The organism is Mucilaginibacter robiniae (genome assembly GCF_012849215.1).
Lineage (GTDB): Bacteria > Bacteroidota > Bacteroidia > Sphingobacteriales > Sphingobacteriaceae > Mucilaginibacter > Mucilaginibacter robiniae.
This window is the reverse complement of the sequence record NZ_CP051682.1, coordinates 4,555,786-4,576,343: the sequence shown is the minus strand read 5'-3', so window position 1 is coordinate 4,576,343 and position 20,558 is coordinate 4,555,786. Positions and strand designations below refer to the sequence as shown.

General features: G+C 39.2%; 19 protein-coding genes. 2 read left to right on the top strand and 17 right to left on the bottom strand.

Annotated elements, in window-relative coordinates; all coding sequences use genetic code 11:
* Positions 1 to 17: 17 nt before the first annotated feature.
* The 4 genes from HH214_RS20020 to HH214_RS20005 form a co-directional block, all read right to left on the bottom strand.
* Positions 18 to 530, bottom strand: coding sequence for a KdsC family phosphatase (locus tag HH214_RS20020; RefSeq protein WP_169610671.1), 513 nt, complete (start codon positions 528 to 530; stop codon positions 18 to 20).
* A 66-nt stretch (positions 531 to 596) separates the two neighbouring features.
* Positions 597 to 842, bottom strand: a complete 246-nt coding sequence (gene iscX / locus HH214_RS20015) for a Fe-S cluster assembly protein IscX (protein WP_169610670.1) — start codon at positions 840 to 842, stop codon at positions 597 to 599.
* Between the two features lie 91 nt (positions 843 to 933).
* Positions 934 to 1,266 carry a 2Fe-2S iron-sulfur cluster-binding protein gene (locus HH214_RS20010; protein ID WP_169610669.1) on the bottom strand — a complete coding sequence of 111 codons (333 nt, stop codon included), beginning with the start codon at positions 1,264 to 1,266 and terminating at the stop codon, positions 934 to 936.
* Positions 1,267 to 1,285: 19 nt separating this feature from the next.
* Positions 1,286 to 2,068: a Rossmann-like and DUF2520 domain-containing protein gene (locus HH214_RS20005; protein WP_169610668.1), complete on the bottom strand. Its 783-nt coding sequence runs from the start codon at positions 2,066 to 2,068 to the stop codon at positions 1,286 to 1,288.
* A gap of 85 nt (positions 2,069 to 2,153) precedes the next feature.
* Between HH214_RS20005 and HH214_RS20000 the strand changes: the two genes are divergently transcribed.
* Positions 2,154 to 3,074, top strand: a complete 921-nt coding sequence (locus HH214_RS20000; RefSeq protein WP_169610667.1) for an alpha/beta fold hydrolase — start codon at positions 2,154 to 2,156, stop codon at positions 3,072 to 3,074.
* Positions 3,075 to 3,079: 5 nt separating this feature from the next.
* Here the strand turns inward: HH214_RS20000 and HH214_RS19995 are convergent, their stop codons facing one another.
* The 9 genes from HH214_RS19995 to HH214_RS19955 form a co-directional block, all read right to left on the bottom strand.
* Positions 3,080 to 3,799 (bottom strand): phytanoyl-CoA dioxygenase family protein, encoded by a 720-nt coding sequence (locus HH214_RS19995; RefSeq protein ID WP_169610665.1) that lies wholly within the window; start codon positions 3,797 to 3,799, stop codon positions 3,080 to 3,082.
* A 1-nt stretch (position 3,800) separates the two neighbouring features.
* Entirely contained in the window at positions 3,801 to 6,263 is a 2,463-nt protein-coding gene (gene ccsA / locus HH214_RS19990; RefSeq protein ID WP_169610663.1) for a cytochrome c biogenesis protein CcsA, read from the bottom strand.
* A 16-nt stretch (positions 6,264 to 6,279) separates the two neighbouring features.
* A complete protein-coding gene (locus HH214_RS19985) occupies positions 6,280 to 6,696 on the bottom strand; it encodes a cytochrome c maturation protein CcmE domain-containing protein (protein ID WP_169610661.1) in 417 nt (138 codons plus the stop codon).
* An 88-nt stretch (positions 6,697 to 6,784) separates the two neighbouring features.
* Positions 6,785 to 8,485: a T9SS type B sorting domain-containing protein gene (locus HH214_RS19980; protein ID WP_169610660.1), complete on the bottom strand. Its 1,701-nt coding sequence runs from the start codon at positions 8,483 to 8,485 to the stop codon at positions 6,785 to 6,787.
* Positions 8,486 to 8,533: 48 nt separating this feature from the next.
* Positions 8,534 to 9,970 (bottom strand): Glu/Leu/Phe/Val family dehydrogenase, encoded by a 1,437-nt coding sequence (locus HH214_RS19975; RefSeq protein ID WP_169610658.1) that lies wholly within the window; start codon positions 9,968 to 9,970, stop codon positions 8,534 to 8,536.
* A gap of 86 nt (positions 9,971 to 10,056) precedes the next feature.
* Positions 10,057 to 10,260, bottom strand: coding sequence for a CcmD family protein (locus tag HH214_RS19970; RefSeq protein WP_169610656.1), 204 nt, complete (start codon positions 10,258 to 10,260; stop codon positions 10,057 to 10,059).
* Positions 10,261 to 10,269: 9 nt separating this feature from the next.
* Complete coding sequence (gene ccsA / locus HH214_RS19965; protein WP_390622367.1) at positions 10,270 to 10,941, bottom strand: cytochrome c biogenesis protein CcsA; 672 nt, start codon at positions 10,939 to 10,941, stop codon at positions 10,270 to 10,272.
* A gap of 81 nt (positions 10,942 to 11,022) precedes the next feature.
* Positions 11,023 to 12,213: a carboxypeptidase-like regulatory domain-containing protein gene (locus HH214_RS19960; protein WP_169610654.1), complete on the bottom strand. Its 1,191-nt coding sequence runs from the start codon at positions 12,211 to 12,213 to the stop codon at positions 11,023 to 11,025.
* A gap of 149 nt (positions 12,214 to 12,362) precedes the next feature.
* Entirely contained in the window at positions 12,363 to 13,046 is a 684-nt protein-coding gene (locus HH214_RS19955; protein ID WP_169610652.1) for a heme exporter protein CcmB, read from the bottom strand.
* 89 nt (positions 13,047 to 13,135) lie between these two features.
* Between HH214_RS19955 and HH214_RS19950 the strand changes: the two genes are divergently transcribed.
* Positions 13,136 to 13,624, top strand: coding sequence for a methylated-DNA--[protein]-cysteine S-methyltransferase (locus HH214_RS19950; RefSeq protein ID WP_169610651.1), 489 nt, complete (start codon positions 13,136 to 13,138; stop codon positions 13,622 to 13,624).
* 14 nt (positions 13,625 to 13,638) lie between these two features.
* On the opposite strand, the gene HH214_RS19945 is transcribed toward HH214_RS19950, so the two are convergent.
* From HH214_RS19945 to HH214_RS19930, 4 genes are read right to left on the bottom strand one after another with little or no spacing between them, the layout of a single operon-like run.
* A complete protein-coding gene (locus HH214_RS19945; protein WP_169610649.1) occupies positions 13,639 to 15,570 on the bottom strand; it encodes a response regulator in 1,932 nt (643 codons plus the stop codon).
* Positions 15,571 to 15,604: 34 nt separating this feature from the next.
* Positions 15,605 to 16,192: a chemotaxis protein CheB gene (locus HH214_RS19940; RefSeq protein ID WP_169610648.1), complete on the bottom strand. Its 588-nt coding sequence runs from the start codon at positions 16,190 to 16,192 to the stop codon at positions 15,605 to 15,607.
* Positions 16,182 to 17,021, bottom strand: coding sequence for a CheR family methyltransferase (locus tag HH214_RS19935; protein WP_248282157.1), 840 nt, complete (start codon positions 17,019 to 17,021; stop codon positions 16,182 to 16,184). Before HH214_RS19935 ends, HH214_RS19940 begins: the two co-directional genes overlap by 11 nt.
* Positions 17,022 to 17,023: 2 nt before the next feature.
* Positions 17,024 to 20,476, bottom strand: a complete 3,453-nt coding sequence (locus HH214_RS19930) for a response regulator (protein ID WP_169610646.1) — start codon at positions 20,474 to 20,476, stop codon at positions 17,024 to 17,026.
* Between the last annotated feature and the right edge of the window lie 82 nt (positions 20,477 to 20,558).

Below are 20,558 nucleotides of genomic sequence, written 5' to 3'. Positions count from 1 at the left end.
CAAAAGGTATAAAGAGATTACCAGCTATAAGCCTCTGCTCCCATCCATTTGCCCTGAATTTTTAATACTTTTTCAACCACATCACGCGCACAGCCTTTCCCGCCAGAGATGTGCGATATATATTGGCTTACTTCCTTGATTTCTTCGGCTGCATCTGCCGGGCAAACGGGCATACCTACCAGTTTCATGACGCCCAGATCAGGAATATCATCACCCATATACATCACATTCATGGGGCTGATACCCCGCTCATTAATGTACACTTTAAAAGTTTCTGTTTTGTTACTACAGCCTAGGTACACATCTTTTATACCTAAGCTATTCAGGCGATGCATGGCAATTTTTGAGCGACTGCCCGATATAGCACATACATTGTATCCGCATTTAACAGCCAATTGCAAGGCATAACCATCTTTAATATTGAAGGCACGGGTTTGTTCACCTATATCATTTACGTAAACACTTCCGTCGGTTAATACCCCGTCAACATCAAAGATGAAGGTGGTAATATCTCTAAATTTATTTAACAAGATTTTGTAAAGTTTATAACAAATTGAGCAATACTACGAAATTCGTTTATGAATACCTATAACAAACTATTGGTTATCACGCCACTCATATACCCAGGCAGATTGTATCTGTTCCAAATGCCCTTCATTAGCCTCATCACGCTTGCCGGTAAAATGTGGTAAGGTAAGTACCCATTCTAATAAATCAGTAAAGCGAATGCGGTATATTTTTGATTCGTCAAAGCTATCGCCAAACTTTTCATAAAGTCCCATAGCAATATCTTCATAGTCATTCCAGTGTATAGGTAAAGCAAATTTATCGTTGTTGCTCATAAATAATTACGTGATTGTGTAGTGATTAAACTTTTAAATTTCAGATGAATTTTGTCTACTATCTTACAGGCCAATAGGCTTATGCAGTAAATTAGTGACCTAAAAACTGTGACTGATCGGGCAAGGTAACTTCAATATCGCCATCAATAATTACACATTGGCAGCCCAAACGTGAGTTAATACGCGGGTTAACTGCACGATCAATAAAGTCTTCCTCTTTATCTGATATTTCCTGGATATTATCCATTCCCTTGGTTACATAAACATGGCAAGTACTGCACCCGCATACGCCGCCGCAGTTATGTTGTAATTCTATGCCGTTTTCGAGGCAAACATCTAATACCGATTCTCCTTCGGCAATAGGTAGTTCTACCGGACTATGCCCTGCTTCCTCAAAGCTGATTTTTACTTTAAAAATGTCCATTCCGACAAAAATAACAATTTTACGATACTAGGTGTTTGTGCTCTCCCATTTTGATGATTGCCTGACTTAACAACTGATATAAATGCTGCACATCAGGCTGAGCGTTTAATAAAGCTATGTGAGCGTCCATTGTTTTTTCATCTTTTCTGACAGCCGGACCAGTTTGTACATCAGCCGGAAATTGCTGCTGCACCTTTTCGGCTGTTTCTAATATAAGGGGACGTAATAAATCAAAGCTTAATTGCTGTTGGGCCAGTAACTGTTGAGCTATGTAATACAAATAGTTGGGGAAATTACAGGCAAATACCGCAGATAAGTGTAATATTTTCCTTTGTTCTGAACTAACCAGATAAACGTTTTGGGTAATGCTTTGCGCTAATTGCTGTAGCAAAGCAGTAATTTCTTCATTAGCTCCTTCAACACACATAGGCACTTGACTAAAATCTATTGCCTTGCTTTTACTAAACGTTTGTAATGGATAAAACACGCCTGCCTGTTGGATGTAGGTCGTTAATATTTGCAGGGTTGTAGCTCCTGATGTATGTACAATTAATTTTTGATGATGAGCTAAAGCTGCTACAATCTCCTCTATCACATCATCTTTTACGCTAATCAGGTACATGTCGGTGCTGGTACTTACATCATTTAAGTTACCAATGGCTTCTGCCTGTACCTGTTTAGCAAGCAGCCTTGCATTTTGAGGGGTACGACTATACACCTGTACAATGATATGCCCGGCGCTAAATAAAGCAGCAGCCATGTGCGTTGCTACGTTACCTGCGCCCAATATGGTTATTTTCATAAGTACTATTTTGTATAACAGAGCACATAAGGCATATTCATTTTTTTTATACCTTTCGTGCCTCATTCAAGACAGTACAAAACAAATGAAATTTGTCAGAATTTTCCTTACCATCTTAGCTTATATATTTGTTATTGCAGGAATTATATTAACAGGATTGTACCGGTGGAATAATAAGGAAAAGAAAGATTTAACTGATGCCGATCGTAAGCAAGCAGGTGGTCAGTACATTAAACTTAGTCAGGGTATTACTCACTATCAACTAGGCGGCCCAGCTACCGGCAAAGTAGTTGTGCTGATACATGGCTTTAGTGTACCCTACTACATTTGGGATGGTACTTATGAATACTTAACAGCCCAAGGCTTCCGGGTATTACGTTATGATGAATACGGTCGCGGGTTTTCTGACCGACCAGATATCACCTACAACCACCAGGTATATATGCAGCAACTCAATGAACTACTTACCAATCTTCATCTGCAAGCACCAGTTAATTTAGTTGGTGTATCATTTGGTGGCAAAGTTGCTCGTGACTTCACCTGCCAGTACCCGCAACTGGTTAATAAGGTAGTATTGATTGATCCGGCCTATTCAAAGATGAAGCCTAATACACCGGAACTAATAACTGATTACCAGTTCACCATCCATTCAGATAAAAGAGCCGAAAGCCAGGTAGAAGACTTTAAATATCCTAATCGGCATCCTGATTGGGTTAGTAAATACAAAACTCAAATGCAGTACAAGGGCTTTACACATGCCTTAGTATCTACTTTGTATAACTATCCTAGTGAAGGTAAAGCTGAAAGCATTTGCTTGAACAATACCCACAAACCAACGCTACTAATTTGGGGAAAAGAAGACCATACTGTGCCTTTCCAGTACAGCGATTCGGTACGTAGCGTGCTTAAAGCAACGTTTTTACCTGTAGATGATGCCGGGCACTTACCTTACCTTGAACAAGCGGCAACAGTTAACCCCAAAATTGCAGCTTTTCTAAAAGATTGAATTAGTCAGTAGCTGCTTTCTAGCTCTGACCATTGTAAGCCATCTGGCAAAAGCGCTTTGCTAAACTCTATATGTATCACCCGCCTGCGCCGGTTACTGGTGGTTCTATTAGAAGCATGTAATAGTAATGGACGCATAATCATGATACCACCTCTAGGTACTGGGCAAATTACTTCTTGCTCTGCATCCCAGTTTATATTTTCCGGTCGGTAGATACCTTTATGATGAGATTTGGGAATTACCTTGAGTGCGCCATTACCTTCATCCGTATCATCTAAATGAATACGAACCGTAAAATTATCTTTCAGAATTGCTAAGGGAGGTTGTACGGCAAATTGATTTTGCTTGATTGTCCAAGGCCCAAAATCTGGTAAATCTACTTTTCTATCTACCGATATGGTTAAATCCTGATGGTAAGCTACAAACCAGTTTGATTTTTGGGGTTTATCAAAATAAATAGATTTTACCACAAAATAATTGAAACTGAATAAAGCATCCAAAATCTGACGAAGCATATCTGTAAAAATCAATGTTTTAATTTCAGGAACTTGTTTTAGAAACTGACGAATAGCAAATAAATCATCTGTTTTACGAAAGGTCAAATCAGATGTATCAGCCTGCTCAATTAGGCTAACCATTTCGTTAACCTCATGGTCTCTAAACACATCAGGGATAACGGTAAACCCGTTATCCCTGATGTTATGTGTATGATTGGTTAATACCATATCAGCTTACTTTTAATTCGCTATTCCTTCTAAAAATCGACATCAGGAAACCAATTACCATGATGATGGTACCGGCCCAGAAGAAGTTGATGTATGGAAAATCAATAGCCCGCATTACGATGTAAGATTTCATTCTTTCCGGCTGTTGATAAACAGTGATTTCAAACTTATTTTCCGCAGGTATAACTTTTGAAAAACGCAGCTTCAAACCCGCATCATCAACCTTACGTGGAAAGTCGAAAGTATTATTGTCTTTAATCATGAAGATCGGCTCAGCTTGGTATGTATGCCCATGTGCTACTACTTCCAATTCAGCACCTATAGCTACATCATTAGTGCCAAGCGGGATGTTTTGAATTTTAGGTTGCTTGTTTAAATTTCGTAATACAATATAGCCTTCACGATAACGGATCGTATCGCCAATGCGAACTTCATGAGTTACCGGAGGTTCATAGTTCTTGTCCTCATCACCACCGCCATGCTCGGCCGAAGTAGAGCCGGCAGTCAGGTTCTCTTCTTCCTTAATCGGTGCTGCTGAAACGTGGGTATATAAATCATGAAACAGGTAATGCTTGGTATCTGGCGATGAAACCAGTCCCATTTTCATATTAGCTTGAGAGTTAGGCTTCAATACGAACTGTTCCTGTACTTTACCATTAACATCCAGTTTCTGGTACAATACTTTAAAATAATGGTTAGGAGCTACTAATGAATCGCCTACATAAGTTACTTTGTAGTTACCCATATTAACCGGCTCGTTTTTGTACAGCATAATATTTTCGCGTACATCAGCAACCTTATCGAAGCCTTTTACTTCAATCATGCCTTTATCATTCTGCGAAACTATTTTGCTGGTACCCGCTGCAATTAAGGCACCTATCAGCAGCAACGAGAAGCCAATATGAGCTACAGCCGATCCGGCTAACTTGATCTTACCTTTTAATGCAGCAGCTAATATCTTCGCATTTGCCATTACGCCATAAACAGCTCCCAGCATTACTAAAATAAATACGAACTTCAGTTTATATACGCCGCTTACCCACACAATTACGGCAGTAATTAATGCTGCAAAAGCTAAGTAAACTAACGTTGTAATAAAGAAGCGAGTAGTATCTGTTTTCTTGTATTTTAAGAATTGTGTAAAGCCTAAAAACAAGGTAACGATGAATGCAAAACCTGCCTGGAATACATTGTATAAGGATACCGGATTAGCTGGCGGTGCAATATGCGTTTTAAACATCGCATTCCAAACCGGAATAGAAGTTACTATAACTAATTGCAGGCAAGAAAGACCTAAAAATGCTGAACCTACAAACATCCAGAACTCACGCGAATAGGTTTCTTCTTCCTTTCGTGAAATAGGTAATTCTTTCCAGCGCCAAACTAATACTCCGATGGTAATACCTAAGAAAATTACAACATCCAGTACCAAGTGCCAGAACATTCCTAAATCAGTAAAAGCATGTACAGAAGTTTCACCCAGAATACCACTACGGGTTAGGAACGAGGCATATAGCACTAACACAAAGCTCAGCAATGTTAAGAATGTAGCGGTAAAATATGAATGACCTGAGTTTTTGTAAACAATAAGCACGTGCAAAGCAGCAACCAGTACTAACCAGGGTATTAAAGAGGCATTCTCAACCGGATCCCAAGCCCAGAAACCACCAAAATTCAGTGATTCGTAAGCCCAAAAAGAGCCCATAATAATACCAGTACCCAGCACCATTACTGCAAACAAGCTGTAGCTGATAGCGGGATTAATCCATTCTTTATAGCGCTTTTGCCATAAGCCAGCTACTGCATATGCAAACGGAACTATCATTGAAGCAAAGCCCAAAAACAAAGTTGGCGGATGTATTACCATCCAGTAGTTCTGCAACAAGGGATTTAAGCCGTTACCGTCTTTAATAAAATCCAAGTAATTAGGTTGGCTGAATATGGGTCCGGGTACTGCATCACGCAATAATATGAATGGCGAACTACCCACGCGAGTACCAAAAAGCTCAACACCAATTAACATAGAAGCCAACAGCGTTTGCGAAAGGCCAACAACAGTCATTACGGGCTTTTCCCATGATTTGGCTTTCCACATTAAGATATTACCTAACATCGCCTGCCAGAAAGTCCATAACCAGAAACTACCTTCCTGCCCTTCCCAGTAGCTGGAAATGATGTAATACACGGGCAATGTGCGCGATGAGTGCGCCCACGCATAATGGTATTCGAAAAGGTTATTGTAAATAATGTAGAACAAGCAGCAGCCTATGGCTACTACCGATACGGTGTTGATATAAAAACTTAAACGGGCCAGCCTGAACCAGGAAAGGTCAAGCTTGTTGGTTTGTGTAGTAGCGAAGTAGTAACTAATGGTAGCTAATAATGCCGAGCCGAAGGAAAGTACAATAAAAAACTGTCCCAGGTGCCCCGGCAGAAGGTGCTCCCCTTTAAAATCTATGTTCATGAAGTGCTGTTAGCGATTATATGCTGGCTTGCTTGGTTGGCGTAGCAGCACCGGAAATTTCGACCTTATCTTGGGTATATTTGGATGGGCATTTCATTAAAATTTTATTGGCATGAAATTCACTACCCTGCATTTGGCCGGTTAACACAATTTGTTCTGAACGTTCAAAATCTTGCGGTTTAGTACCGGTGAAAACTACTTTACATTCTTCACCTTTGTTATCTTTCATGTAAAATGAAAAGTAATTGGCATCTTTAGTAGCATCATAATACAATGGTTTTTCTTTGTTTAGATGCCCTACAATATGCAACTCACTTTTAGTTTGTTCTGCATCTTTAAATGAACCGTAAGTACTTGAATTAGAATAGGTACTAATAATTACCGCAATAGCTACAGCAATAACAATTATACCTAGTATAGCGCTTTTTTTCATGATGTTTTAACTGCTGAAAATCGATATACAAAAATACAAAACGTATAGCTAATTAACTTTATTACAACAGATATATATTATTTAGAATCTATCTTAACAAAGTTATATAATCTGTCCGTTTAATCGGCGCTTTGGAGTAGCTATCATAACCATCAAACACCCAGTAATATACACCTACAGGCAATTCCTTACCAGCGTAAGTTCCATCCCAGTAATCTGCAATCGTTCTGCTGGAAAATACTAGCTGTCCTTCCCTATTGTAAATTCTGAGATTGCCGAAAGTTACGTAGCCTTCAAAGTTGAGAGAAAAACGTTCATTTCTACCATCACCATTTGGTGTAAATGTATTAGGCGCTTTAATAATGTATGGCGGTGGCGGATTAATCGTTACATTGACCGGAGCTATAATGTAGCAGTTATTACCTGTAGTTGCTTTAATGTAATAAGTACCACTTTTATTAATCGACCAGTAATTCTCTACCGCTTTGCTTGCAGTTGCATCACTATAGTAAGTGTAAGTATAGCCGGCTCGATGAGTATAGGTTCTACTTAAATCAATGGTATTGGGGTACGTAGTGGAATTATCATTGTTTACTTTAATTTGGGGCGTATCAATAACTACTTGTATGGGCATAATACTTTCGCAGCCTTCGGTATTCTGACCTTTGATATAATACGTTCCGGGTGTGGTAATCTCGTTAGGCCGATACAAAAAGCTCGTTTCATTGAAATCATTGTAATAGCTGAATATTGTTCCGAGACTACTACCCGCAGTTACTTCAGGTGCGGTTAAATCAACAGCAGAACCCGGACATCCATATATTTTTTCAGGTACATTTAACTTAAATGTTGTAGTAATACGATGTACTGTAGTATACAAAGTATCTTGACAGCCTACACCAGCAAAGGGATCGATTTTAACAGCATAGGTACTTAAATCGGGAGGTGGCGGAGATAGGGTTAAAGTTTGCCCTTGTCCTAATTGCTTGGATTTATTACCGTTGTACCATGTATAATTACTAAAACCAGCTGGTGCACGCAATGTGACTGCACTTTGCCCAAGACAATAGGTGTTGCCTGTTATGGCAGAACCACAGTTTTCATCCAAATCTAAATAAGCATATCCAAAGTGTTGGCCTCTAGTACAATCATTTACGGTGAACTCTAACTGAATGGTTTTACCTGCATACCCCACCAAATTGATGGTAGTGGCCGACCAATCTTTATAATACACTGAAGAATTTGTTTGACCTGCTGAACTGGTACTAGACAATTTGAACCCAGGTATACTTGAGCTTTGACTAAAATTAAATGACGGACAATTCACGTACGTACTATCTGTTACATCATAAACTTTAGCAGTAAACCTGGGTTGCTCTAAATCGCCATGATTAGATGGGTTTTGCAGAACAACTGCATAATAAAAAAGTAAAGTATAGGAACTGCCAGGCGGAATGGTGTAAGTATAAGTAATTCTATCTGCTTTTCTGCTAGGAATTTCATTACCCAATTTAACGGAATGCTGACTCCCGTTAGGGCAAACTACCGGAAACAAGCCGTAAGGATCAAGCTGTGTGGATGTTTTGTCGATTATGGTGTGGCGGTCAGGCGTGGGTGCGGTTGGAGAAACAGCTATATTGAGTTGCCGCGTATCTTGACTTACTGTACCTGAGTAACACTGCCAACCAACATATGAACCTTTTTCAAACCCGATATTAGGCGGACATTGTGCTTTTACTGATAGACTGAGCAGTAAAAGTAAAAACGAGCAGATTGTGATAAACCTCATTCCAATTAGTTTTTAAAAGTAGCTAATTGAAATGAGGTTGCCAATAGTTTATGGCCAGATACCTAAATTCATGTAACTCACCGCAATTTTATTGATAGCTCCAACAAAAGCAGCGGTACGCAAAGTGTCAATTTTAGGATTATTAACAAACGTTTCCCGAATTTCGTGATAAGAACGAATCATGGTATCTTCTAAACCAGAATTTACCAACTCCAGCTCAGATGCACCTTTGATGATGGTAGAACGCTGCATTGGTGTTAAAGCTACCCCAGTAATCCCTTCTACCATATTCACCAAGTTTAAGTTTGAGTTTTCTTCAAACCGGCGGTTCATACGACCAAAAGATACGTGCGATAAGTTTTTCAACCACTCAAAATAAGATACCGTTACCCCACCAGCGTTGGCATACATATCAGGAATGATAATACCACCGTTTTCATAAAAGATGGCTTCTGCCTCTGGTGTAGTTGGGCCGTTAGCACCTTCTGCTATAATCTTCGCCTGAATGTTACGTACATTGTCGGCAGTAATCTGGTTTTCTAACGCAGCAGGCACTAAAATATCACATGGTTGCTCTAAACCTTCTTTTGAATTTTTGAACTCCTGGGCAGCACCTGGATAACCTAAAATAGATCCGGTTTCTTTACGATGCTGGAATACAGCTTCTACATCCAAACCATCAGCATTGTAGATAGCACCTTCGTACTCACATAAGCCTACAATGATGCCACCGAACTCAGCTAAAAACTTAGCTGAATGGTAACCCACATTACCTAAGCCTTGTACAATAATGCGTTTGCCGCTGATACCTGGCATTAAACCGATGCGTTGCATGTCTTCTCCTACATTCACGCATTCACGTACAGCAATAGCCACGCCGCGGCCAGTTGCTTCACGACGACCGGCAATACCATGCAAGGCAATAGGCTTACCCGTTACACAGCCTAAGGCATCACCCTGGCCAGGGTTCATGGTAGCATAGGTATCGGCAATCCAGCTCATTTCACGCTCGCCTGAACCATAATCAGGAGCAGGTACATCAATGCTGGGACCTAAAAAGTTTTTTTTGGTTAACTCTACCGTGTAGCGGCGGGTGATGTTTTCTAGCTCTTGTATGGTGTAGTTCTTCGGATTGATTTTAATCCCGCCCTTAGCACCGCCAAAAGGCACATTTACAATAGCACACTTGTAGGTCATCAAAGCTGCTAAAGCCATCACCTCATCCTCGTTCACCATTTCGCTGTAGCGAATACCACCTTTAGTGGGCGATTGATGATGTGAGTGTTCTACACGCCAAGCATCAATCACTTCAAAACCGTTGCCTTTACGTATTGGAAAACGAAAACGATAAACACTGTTGCATGATTTGATCTGATCTAATAATCCGGCATCATGCTTGGTAAATTGCGCTGCATAATCAAAGTTATTACACACATCATTAAAGAAGTGTGTTTCCTGATTATCAGCTATTAAAATATTAGCCATAATGATAATATTGTGTAAATAATTGGTTAACTATAAGTAGACTTCGATTCGATAGATCAAAAAGTATTTACGTTTATAAAAGTTGTTTAATACTTATTGTTTTCAATCTTTCTCAATCGCTTGTCTATAACAAATAAATAAATAGCCAGTCCGGCAAATACAATCGCTATGGTACCAATTACCACATAAATTTTGCCCGAACTGCGCATTGCATCAGCCATTTCAACCGGCTGTGCAAAAGCACTTATAAAACTTAATACTGCAACTAACAAACAAACCAGCTTTTTCATGATAAGCTTTTATAAGGTATTTATTTTATTTTCTATTAAACGAATTCGGTAACGTAAGGTTGCTATCCATATAGCTAAAAATATCCACCCTATACAGGCCGGATAAAAAACCATACGCATGGTGTTATCCATATCGTACTTGCCGAAGGCTGGGTTACCACCATTACCTGGATGCAAAGAGTCGGTCATGCGGGGTAAAATGAACAGCAGCACAATCATAATCGGAAAAGCAAAAATGTTGTATATGGCTGAAATTCGGGCCCGCTTTTGCTCTTCATCAATTGAGTTGCGAAGAACCAGATAGGCACAATACAACAGAAAGGCAATGGCTGCACTGTTTTGTTTAGGGTCATTGCTCCAATACTCTCCCCAAGCATATTTAGCCCATAACATGCCGCTAAGCAAACCCAGTATATAAAATACAATACCGGTATTTACCGCCTCAATAGCTACCAAATCGTGCTCCTCTTTTCCAGAGCTTAAATACTTAATACTGTAAACTACTGAAATGCCGAAAACAACAAACATGGCCATCCACATAGGCACATGGAAATACACATTGCGTATAGTTTCATGCAATATGGGCAATTTGGGTACAGGGAGCAGAAAGCCGGCTATGATGGTGTAAAATAACAGTACCACAGCCATAATTTTCCACCAAGACTGATAGATAAATTTCATAAAATTTCAACGTGCAAAGGTATAACAAATTACAACAAGTGCTATGCTTACATAGTATTTATTGTACTTGGAGGAGTTATGTTACTTCTTCATCTCGCCGGGAGAATAATCTACGGGTAGTAGTTCGGCTATCTTACTCTTTGACCAAGTACCCTCATACAATGTGCTTTGTGAAGATACCACTACCCCATTCAGATCGAACAAAGCATAGGGTTTATAAAGCGTGATTACACTGGTTTCGTAGTTATCCCAATCTAAAGGGCGGTAAATATCTTTAAAATCAACAGTCTCCCGCTTTTTGGTATAAACTACGTATAAGCAGCCTGGAAATGTAAGTGCATAAATACCCGACTGTTCTGTTTTCCGAATGACCTGCTCGGGCAACAATGGTGTTCTGCTCAGGTTATCATCATAGCGGTTCAGGTTTTCTTTATTGACCCAATAGTTCATAGAATCACGATTCACCTCTCTGAATTGATCTAGCTTTTTCTGGATAATTTCTTCTTTAGGCCGTTGAGGATTAGGCCGGCGGTACAAAGTGCGAATCACAAAGCCATCCTGATTGAAATGGTCGCTCACCAATGATCGGAAAAAGTGCATGCTGGAGCCATAATAAATCTCCTGTCGCCGCTTTTCCCACAATGCCTTTTGACTAGCACTTCCCGGTAATTCTTCATATAACACCTTACCCTGCCATGAAATGGTATTGTTATAATTATCAACTTTAAATTCGTTAATCAGAAACTTGACTTTGTAACCAATAGCACGATTTTCAATATTGATAAAATCGTAAGATGAAGCTTCAAGCGTTCTTTTAGATTTATGATAAATGAGGTTGATATCATGTGGGTTCAGTATTCTGCATTTATGGGCATCATCTGATACGCCTAAGAACTCTTTAACGAACATCTCGTAATTAGCTTTCCAGTTTCCTCCACTGGTAATAATTACATCATGCAGTTCCAGAACACGTGGCAGCAATTCTGCATTTACGGTAACTGGCTCCGGTCCTACTAAAACTGATTGTGTAAATTCTTCAAGCCCAACAGATGTAATTACCAGTTCATACTGGCCGGGCTTCACGCCAATCAATCTAAACGTACCATCATCGGCAGTAGTAGTACCAAAGGTGGCGTTACTCAAGAAAACACTAGCACCAGATACCGGCTTTTTAGTATCCATGCGTAATACTTTACCCGTAATTACGCCGGTTTGTGCTTTTGCTGTGAATGATATAATAATGCCGATTAGGAAAGCCCAATAGAAGCGCATGGTATAATCAAATAGTTATGACAGCTTGTTTAACGTTAGCGATTGAAAAAAATTTCAGCTCAAATATATAGCATCATGTTATAACATGATGCGGCACAAGCTGGGTTAGAGCTTATATCTCAAAGGTGTTACGCTCACATTAAAGAGCTCTAATCTCTCCACAAGTACGGGAACAAAATAAGCGATATAGCCAGTACAATAGCGTTGATAGCTGCTAATACACCAAAGTTACCGTAAGTAAAGCTACGGTCAACCCCATCCATGGCGCTTTTACTGAGTTTAACAACAATCAGAATTACGGGTATAATAACGGGAAAACCCAATATGGCCATTAGCGTACCATTATTGCTGGCCTTTGCAGCTATTGCTGATACCATGGTAAACACGGTAGCAAAAGTAAAACTACCTGTTAATACAGCTAGTAGGTATATAACCATATCACCTACGGTATTGCTAAAAAACAAGGTATAAACAACTAATGCTAATATGCTCAGTAGCATCATTAACAAGGCATTGTATATGATTTTAGATAGAATTACCGCCTGCGGACTGGCAATTATATAATAATATAGCATACGGCTTCGGCTTTCTTGCAAGAAGCTTTTTGCGATAGCATTTACAGAGGCAAACAAGATAATAATCCAAAAAAGTACGTTCCACACCAAAGGATACCCCTCATTATCTTTAAACCCAGGGTTTAGGTTGAACGCTATATAGCACACAAAAACAGTAGAAACGATGTAAAGTAAAATACCATTAAATGCATATTTAGATCGCCATTCCAGCAAAATTTCTTTTTTAAGCAGATGTACAGTTTGGCGCAACAATTCCATAGCAGCAAATATATCAATTATAATTGGCTGCCCTTTTACTGGCTAACATCTGAAATTTATAGCTTTGTGTACACCTGCATACAAAATTCATGGCCGACTATTATCACCCTACTCCGCTGGGTACAGCTTGCATTACAGAACATGATGGATTGATTACAGCCATACGCGTTTGTGACGATACAGCAATGGAAAATAACCAGGAATTAACTGATGCTACCCAAATTACCATAAAACAGTTAGACGAATATTTTGCAGGAAAACGGCAAATATTTGATTTACCACTTAAACAACAAGGCACTAATTTTCAGCAGCAAGTATGGCAATATTTGCAACAAATACCCTTTGGAGAAACAATAAGCTATATGCAGTTATCGCAACGAATGCAGAACCCATTAGCTATCAGGGCCATTGCGGCAGCCAATGGTAAAAACAATTTGTGGATTGTTGTTCCCTGCCATCGTGTAATTGGAACTGATGGCAGCCTTACAGGTTATGCCGGCGGACTTTGGCGCAAACAGTGGCTTTTACGTCACGAAGTGCAAGTGGCAGGATATGGTCAGTTGCAAATGCAACTATGATAAAAGCACACTACTTACTTAGCTACTAAAAAGCTTTTTAGTTTTTCATGCAGTTGGTAGGCTTGAAATGGTTTTGCCAATACATCATCCATACCAGATGATAAGGCTTGCTGCTGTTCATGATCGAATGAAGCTGCCGATAAGGAGATAATAGGAATATTACGTTTGGGCTCAACAAAGTTAACCCGTATGTGCTTAGCCGCTTGGTAGCCATTCATTTCTGGCATATGGGTATCCATTAGTATCAAATCATAATCCTGGGTTTGAAGCTTATCTAACACCTTACGGCCATTATCTACCATATCAAACTCCACATTCCAATCTTTCAGCATTTTTGATAACATAAACTGGTTAACCAGATTATCTTCAGCCACCAATATATGCACTGACTCAAATGGATCCAGTTTTTTCCTACTGAGACTACTTTGTTGCGTATTTACCGATTCATTTTCAGCTATAGTGTACCAGTTGGTAAAGTTGAAAACACTGCCCTTACCTATCTGACTGCTTACTGTTAACTCGCCTCCTTTTAGTTCAATGAGTCGTTTAACAATAGCTAAGCCCAAGCCTGTACCTCCATATTTAACCAGTGTATCTTGTTCAGCTTGCTCAAATGAATCAAAAATTTTAGATAATCTATCGGCTGCAATGCCTATACCTTCATCAGCTACACTAATCTGCAGCTTAACTTTTTCATTCAGCTTCTGCAAAACGCCAATTTCCAGTTTCACCAACCCCACATCTGTAAACTTTATAGCATTGCTAAGTAAGTTCATCAATATCTGGTTTAACCGTAATGAATCATACAATAAAGCTTCAGGTACCTGTTCATCAATGTGCAATTGGAAATTCAGCTTTTTCTCGTCGGCCTTGTACTTTAGCAAATCAAATACGGCATTAACGGTTTTGCGTAAATTATTGTTGGTTCTGTATATAGAAAACTTACCGGCTTCAATTTTAGAAATGTCTAATACATCATTAATTACCCCTAAAAGAGATTGTGAAGAAACTTCTAATAAGTCAACAACATCCGTTTGCTGCGCATCTAATTCTGTATTACGCAGTATATGGGTTAAACCCATAATGCCATTAACAGGTGTACGTAACTCATGGCTCATGTTTGCCAGAAAGTTTTCTTTGGCTTTTTTGGCTTGTTCGGCCGCTTCTTTTGATTTAATAAGTTGATGCTCGTAGCTCTTTTGCGGAGAAACATCACTGATGTTTAGAAACACCATCTTGTTGCGGTAGGTAATTCGACACTCTACCCACAACATATGCTTCTCAAAGGTTTCAAATTGATATTCAGCTACGGCAAAACTTAAGTTATTATTAATAACATCTGAAAGCTTTTTACGAAAGTTAGGCTGATCATCAATAGCAGCTAAATCAATAACGCTTTTTTGCAAAACTTCATCCATCTGGTACCCTAACAACTTTTGAACTGCCGGGTTGATAGATTTGATGCGAAGAGATTGTGCATCTACTGTTGCAATAATATCAGCAGAATTTTTAACCATGATGGCATAGTTCTGCAACTCTTCATTTTTAACTTTAATTTCTTTTTGGTTCCGTGCTAATTGTATAAACGAATCAACCTTAGCTGAGGTAATATACGGATCAAGAGGTTTGTATAAATAGTCAACAGCACCGCTTACCAAACCTTTTACTACATACTTTGATTCTTTAGATATAGCTGTTACAAAAATGATCAGGATATCTTTAGTACGCGGATTTGACTTCAACATTTCAACCAGTTCAAAGCCATCAATTTGAGGCATTTGAACATCTACCAATGCAATACTAATGGTATTTTCCCATGCTATACGCAACGCTTCATTAGGCGACGTGGTTGATAGAATAGTAATATCATCACGCTTCAGCAATGCTTCCAGCGCAACAATATTTTCTTCTTTATCATCAACTATCAATATATTAACAGGGTCCATAAATGAAAGGCAAAGTTGGTTGTATAGTGTAAGATTAAAGTTGTAATAATTTAAAAATATCCTCAGCAGTTAATATATAATCAGCTGCTTTTAAATGAATAGCTGCGTTAGGCATATCAGCCATCTCAGCATCACTCGGATCTTGCACAATCGTTAACGAACCTTTTTTACGAAGCTTTAATAATCCTTCCGCCCCATCCTGGTTAGCTCCGGAAAGTAAAATGGCTGTACAACGGTTGCCAAAGGCTTCGGCTGCCGTATCAAAGGTAACATCTATAGAAGGCTTGGAATACCATACAGATTCTGAAACGTCTAAACTGAATTGTTTTTCGTTTTCTATGAGGGTATGATAGTTGGCTGGCGCTATATAGATGGTGTTTTTTTTGATTACGTCTTTATCACATATTTCACGTAGGTACATACGACTGTGTTGACCAAAAAGTTTCTCAATCTCACTGAAATAATTCTTTTTACGGTGAATAATGATGATAACCGTTTTGCCCAAATTAGCTGCTAAACTTTTAACCGTTCGGAAAAGCAACTTAAATGATCCGGCCGAACCACCCAGCAGCAGCACATCCGATTGATGCCATCGTTCAACTATGTCTGTACTAAGCTCCAATTTTCTGATATATATTTTCTTTGGAATTTACAGTTTTAAAGCGTTTACGAAAGCTATCAGACCGTATAGCTTCTTTGCTGCCCAAACATAAAAACCCTAAAGGGCACAAGCTGCGATAAAACAAGTCCAAAATTTTTTCCTGAAGTTCCGAATCAAAATAAATAAACACATTACGGCAGGTGATTAACTGAAACTCATTGAAAACCTGATCAGATATTAAATTATGCACAGAAAACAAAGTGTTCTGCTTCAACTCGGCATGTATAGTAGCAGCATCATACAATATGGTAAAATGATCAGTAAGCGTTCCGGGTAGGCCCGAGTACTGGTAATTTTCTATGTATGATTTGATTTTACGCAAGCTATATATACCTTTTTTCGCTTCTTTTAAAACCTGCGTATTGACATCCGTGCCATAAATGAATGACTTTTTTCGTAAACCAGCCTCCTGCAGCAAAATAGCTAATGAATATACCTCTTCACCGGTTGAACAACCTGCACTCCAAATTTTTATATGCTGGAAGGTTGACAAATATGGAAGCACCTGTGCATTCAAAGCTTTATAGTATAACGGATCACGGAACATTTCGGTTACATTAACAGTAACCTCCTCTAAAAAATACTGGAAGAAATCATGATCATTAATCAGCAAATGCTTCAAATCATAAAACTCCAGCTTTTTCAACTGCATAATACGTACTAAACGCCTTTTAAACGAGGCTTTAGAGTAGCCTGAAAAATCAAATCCGTGTATTTTCTTAACGAGGTTTATGAGTTCACTTAAGTGTATTGATGTTAACCCGTCTGCCTCTATACTTTGCTTCATCATTATTAGTTGTCTAACCACAACTGCAATAAAGAAATTAATCGGTCCATATCAATTGGCTTAGTGATATAATCATTAGCACCTGCTGCTATGCACTTTTCCCGATCTTCTTTCATCGCTTTAGCTGTTAAAGCAATTACAGGCAATTTAGCCCATTTGTTTTGCTTACGTATTTGCCGAGTAGCTTCGTATCCGTCCATTTTAGGCATCATGATATCCATTAACACAATATCAATGCCTTCTGTAGTCTCTAACTTTTCTAGTGCTTCATCTCCGTCATTAGCAATTTCAACCTGCAAATCATACGTTTGCAAAGCACTGCTTAATGCGAAAATATTCCGCATATCATCATCAACAATAAGTACCTTTTTACCTTTCAAAACTTCTTTCCCCTTATTTACTGTAGTAAGAAGCGTTTTTTGCGCAGAAGGTTTTTCCGTTGTTTGCGGATTGGCGCTAATTTTATGTAAAAACAAGTTTACTTCGTCAATTAACCTATCGGCCGACTTGTTGCTTTTCATCACCATGGCATTGGCATATTGCATCAGTCGGTTTACTGATGTTTTATCCAATTCCATAGCGGTATTCACAACTACCGGCAGTTCAGTAAAGCGATCAATAGCTTTAACTTTGTCCAGTAAATCTAAGCCTGAAATATCTGGCAGATTCAAATCCAAAATAACGCATTGGTAATCGTTTTCATTCAACATCGTGAATGCCTGCTCGCCTGTAAAAGCTTGGTCAACAGTAATGCCTTGTTTCTGCATGAGTTCTTTGAGCGCCTGGCTCTGCGCTTCATGATCTTCCACCAGCAAAATCTGCTTGAAGCGCACACCACTCTGGCTCATCATATCAGCAAATAGCTTATCCAGTGTTTCGGTATTGATAGGCTTCTTCATAAAACTGATAGCCCCTTCCCGACGCACTTTATTAGCAGCAGCCTCACCTGCAGACATCAGGTGAACAGGTATATCTTTTAGTGCATCATCCTGTTTTAGTTCTTTTAATATCTGCCAGCCATCTTTGCCAGGCAGCATAATATCCAGAACTACCGCATCAGGCATGTTTTCTTTTATAATTTCAACAACGTGGGTACCTTCATTTACCATGATAGATTGGTAGCCATGCTCTTTCGCATAATCATGCAGAATATCAGCAAAGTTCTTATCGTCTTCTACAATAACTACCAATGGCTCCGGACGGCCTTGTTGAGTTTGCACCTGCTCAGCCGGCTGTAAAAAATTACTTTTAGCATTAAAGCTTTCAATAGATGGTAACTGTGGCTCTTCCACAACCGGAGTTACTTGCGTGGCTTCAAAAGGTATGTTTAAAATAAACTCACTGCCTTGCCCCAGTTCGCTCTTCAAGCTAATAGCGCCACCTAGTAAATTAGCCAACTCACGACTGATGGATAAGCCTAAGCCAGTACCACCGTATTTACGGCTGGTTGAACCATCAGCTTGCTGGAAGGCTTCGAATATTACTTTTTGCTTATCTGCTGCAATACCAATACCGGAATCTTTTATTATGAAATCGATAGTGTTCGGCTTTTTGCCAGATACTGCATTAATAGCAATTGAACCACCTTCAGGCGTAAACTTGAAGGCATTTGATAACAGATTTTTAAGCACCTGCTCTACCCGAACTTTGTCGGTAAAGATAGATTCAGGCAGATTGGTAATGCTATGAGTAAAGTTTATTTTTTTGTTGCGTGCTACTTCTGTAAATAGCATATCCATATCACGAACAATCTCAATAACCTTCACATCATCATTCTGCATATCCATTTTACCGGATTCAATTTTTGAGAGGTCAAGGATATCGTTGATGAGCGTCAGCAAATCATTACCGGCATTGAAAATTACGCTGGCATATTTAATCTGATCTTCAGACAGGTTATCTGTTTTGTTATCTTTTAAAATACGTGCTAACACCAGAATACTATTGAGTGGCGTACGCAACTCATGACTCATATTGGCCAAAAACTCCGACTTGTACTTACCGGTTGTTTCCAGCTCGGTTACCTTTTGATTAATGGCATGGCGGGCTTCTTCAATAGCTTGGTTCTTCTCTTCCAGCAAGCTGGCTTTCTCCTCCAACTCGGCATTAATGGTACGTAACTCTTCCTGCTGCACACGCAACTCTTCTTCCGATGCCTGCAGCATTTCGGTTTTGTTGAGTAACTCTTCATTGGTAACACGCATTTCTTCTTGCTGTGCTTCCAACTCTTCGGCTTGTTGTTGAGTTTCCTCGAACAAATCGTGCATAATGGTTCGAGCCTGTGCAGTGTTAATGGCAATGCCAATATCATCGGCCGCAGCCATTATATAATCGCGGTCATTATCTTTAAGCTGGCTTTGGAATGCTACTTCCATTACACCCTTCAGTTTTTTATCAAAGAAGAAAGGAACAATCAGTATTTCGGCTAGTTCCTGACTGATGATAGAGGTCTCCAGTTGCAGCTTGTCATTCAAATGACCTTTAATGGTAGCCGGTTTCTGATCGGTAGCAACCTGCCCCAACCAACCCTCTGATAGTTTGATTTTCTTCTTAACTACACTTAAATCATGAAAAGCGAAGTAAGAATAAAGCTCCAGTGCTTCATCATCTTCACTAAAAAGATAAAATGTACCGGTAAGCGCATTAGTGTATTGGCAAACCTCTGTTAAGATATTAGCAGCCAACTCCTTTTCACTTTGCTGCCCTTGCATCTTTTCGTTCAAATTACCGATGCCCGTTAGCAGCCAGTTTTTAGATTCGTTTTCACCCAAAACCTGCTCTAAAGCCGTGTTGGTTTCTTTGACTTCGGCTTCAATCTTCTTCTGCTGCTCAAAAGTTTTTTGTATGTAAATGAATAAGACAACAATAATTATCAAAAATATCAAAGAGCCTACTACAATAATTATAGTAGTGTTATTAGCGGCTTCAGCTGTGCGAGCTTTGCCAGCCAACAATGATTTGCTCTCCACTTTGTTGATATTGTCAATTAATCCCCTGATCCTGTCCATGACTGCCTTACCGTTCAGTAGCATATCATGTTGAACCATGTAATCCAACCCTAGCGCTTCACGCTTATCAACGTTGGTTTTTAATAAGGTTAATTGCTCTTCAGTTAATTGAGTTAAATCAGTTATATTCTTTTGCTGATCAGGATCTTGTTCAGTTAACGTTTGTAAACGATTCAAATCATGCGATATACGCGGTAAAGCAGCATTGTAGGGATCCAAGAATCGCACTTTATTGGTAGCCACATAACCACGCATACCTGTTTCAGCATCAATCAGGTATTGCAATATGTTGTGCGATGTATTTACAACCTGCTGGCTATGTTCAACTTCAGTTTGATTATCCTGCAGTTTTCTAATGCTATAAAATGATAACAAACCAACAATGAAAACTAGAATAATAGATACGCCAAAACCAATTAAGACTTGTTGCCGAAAAGAAAATCTGAACATATATTGAGTGGAAATGCTTAGTTAATGTTTGTAAAGGTAAACGGACCAAAAATAATAATTAATACAACATAAATGGTACACT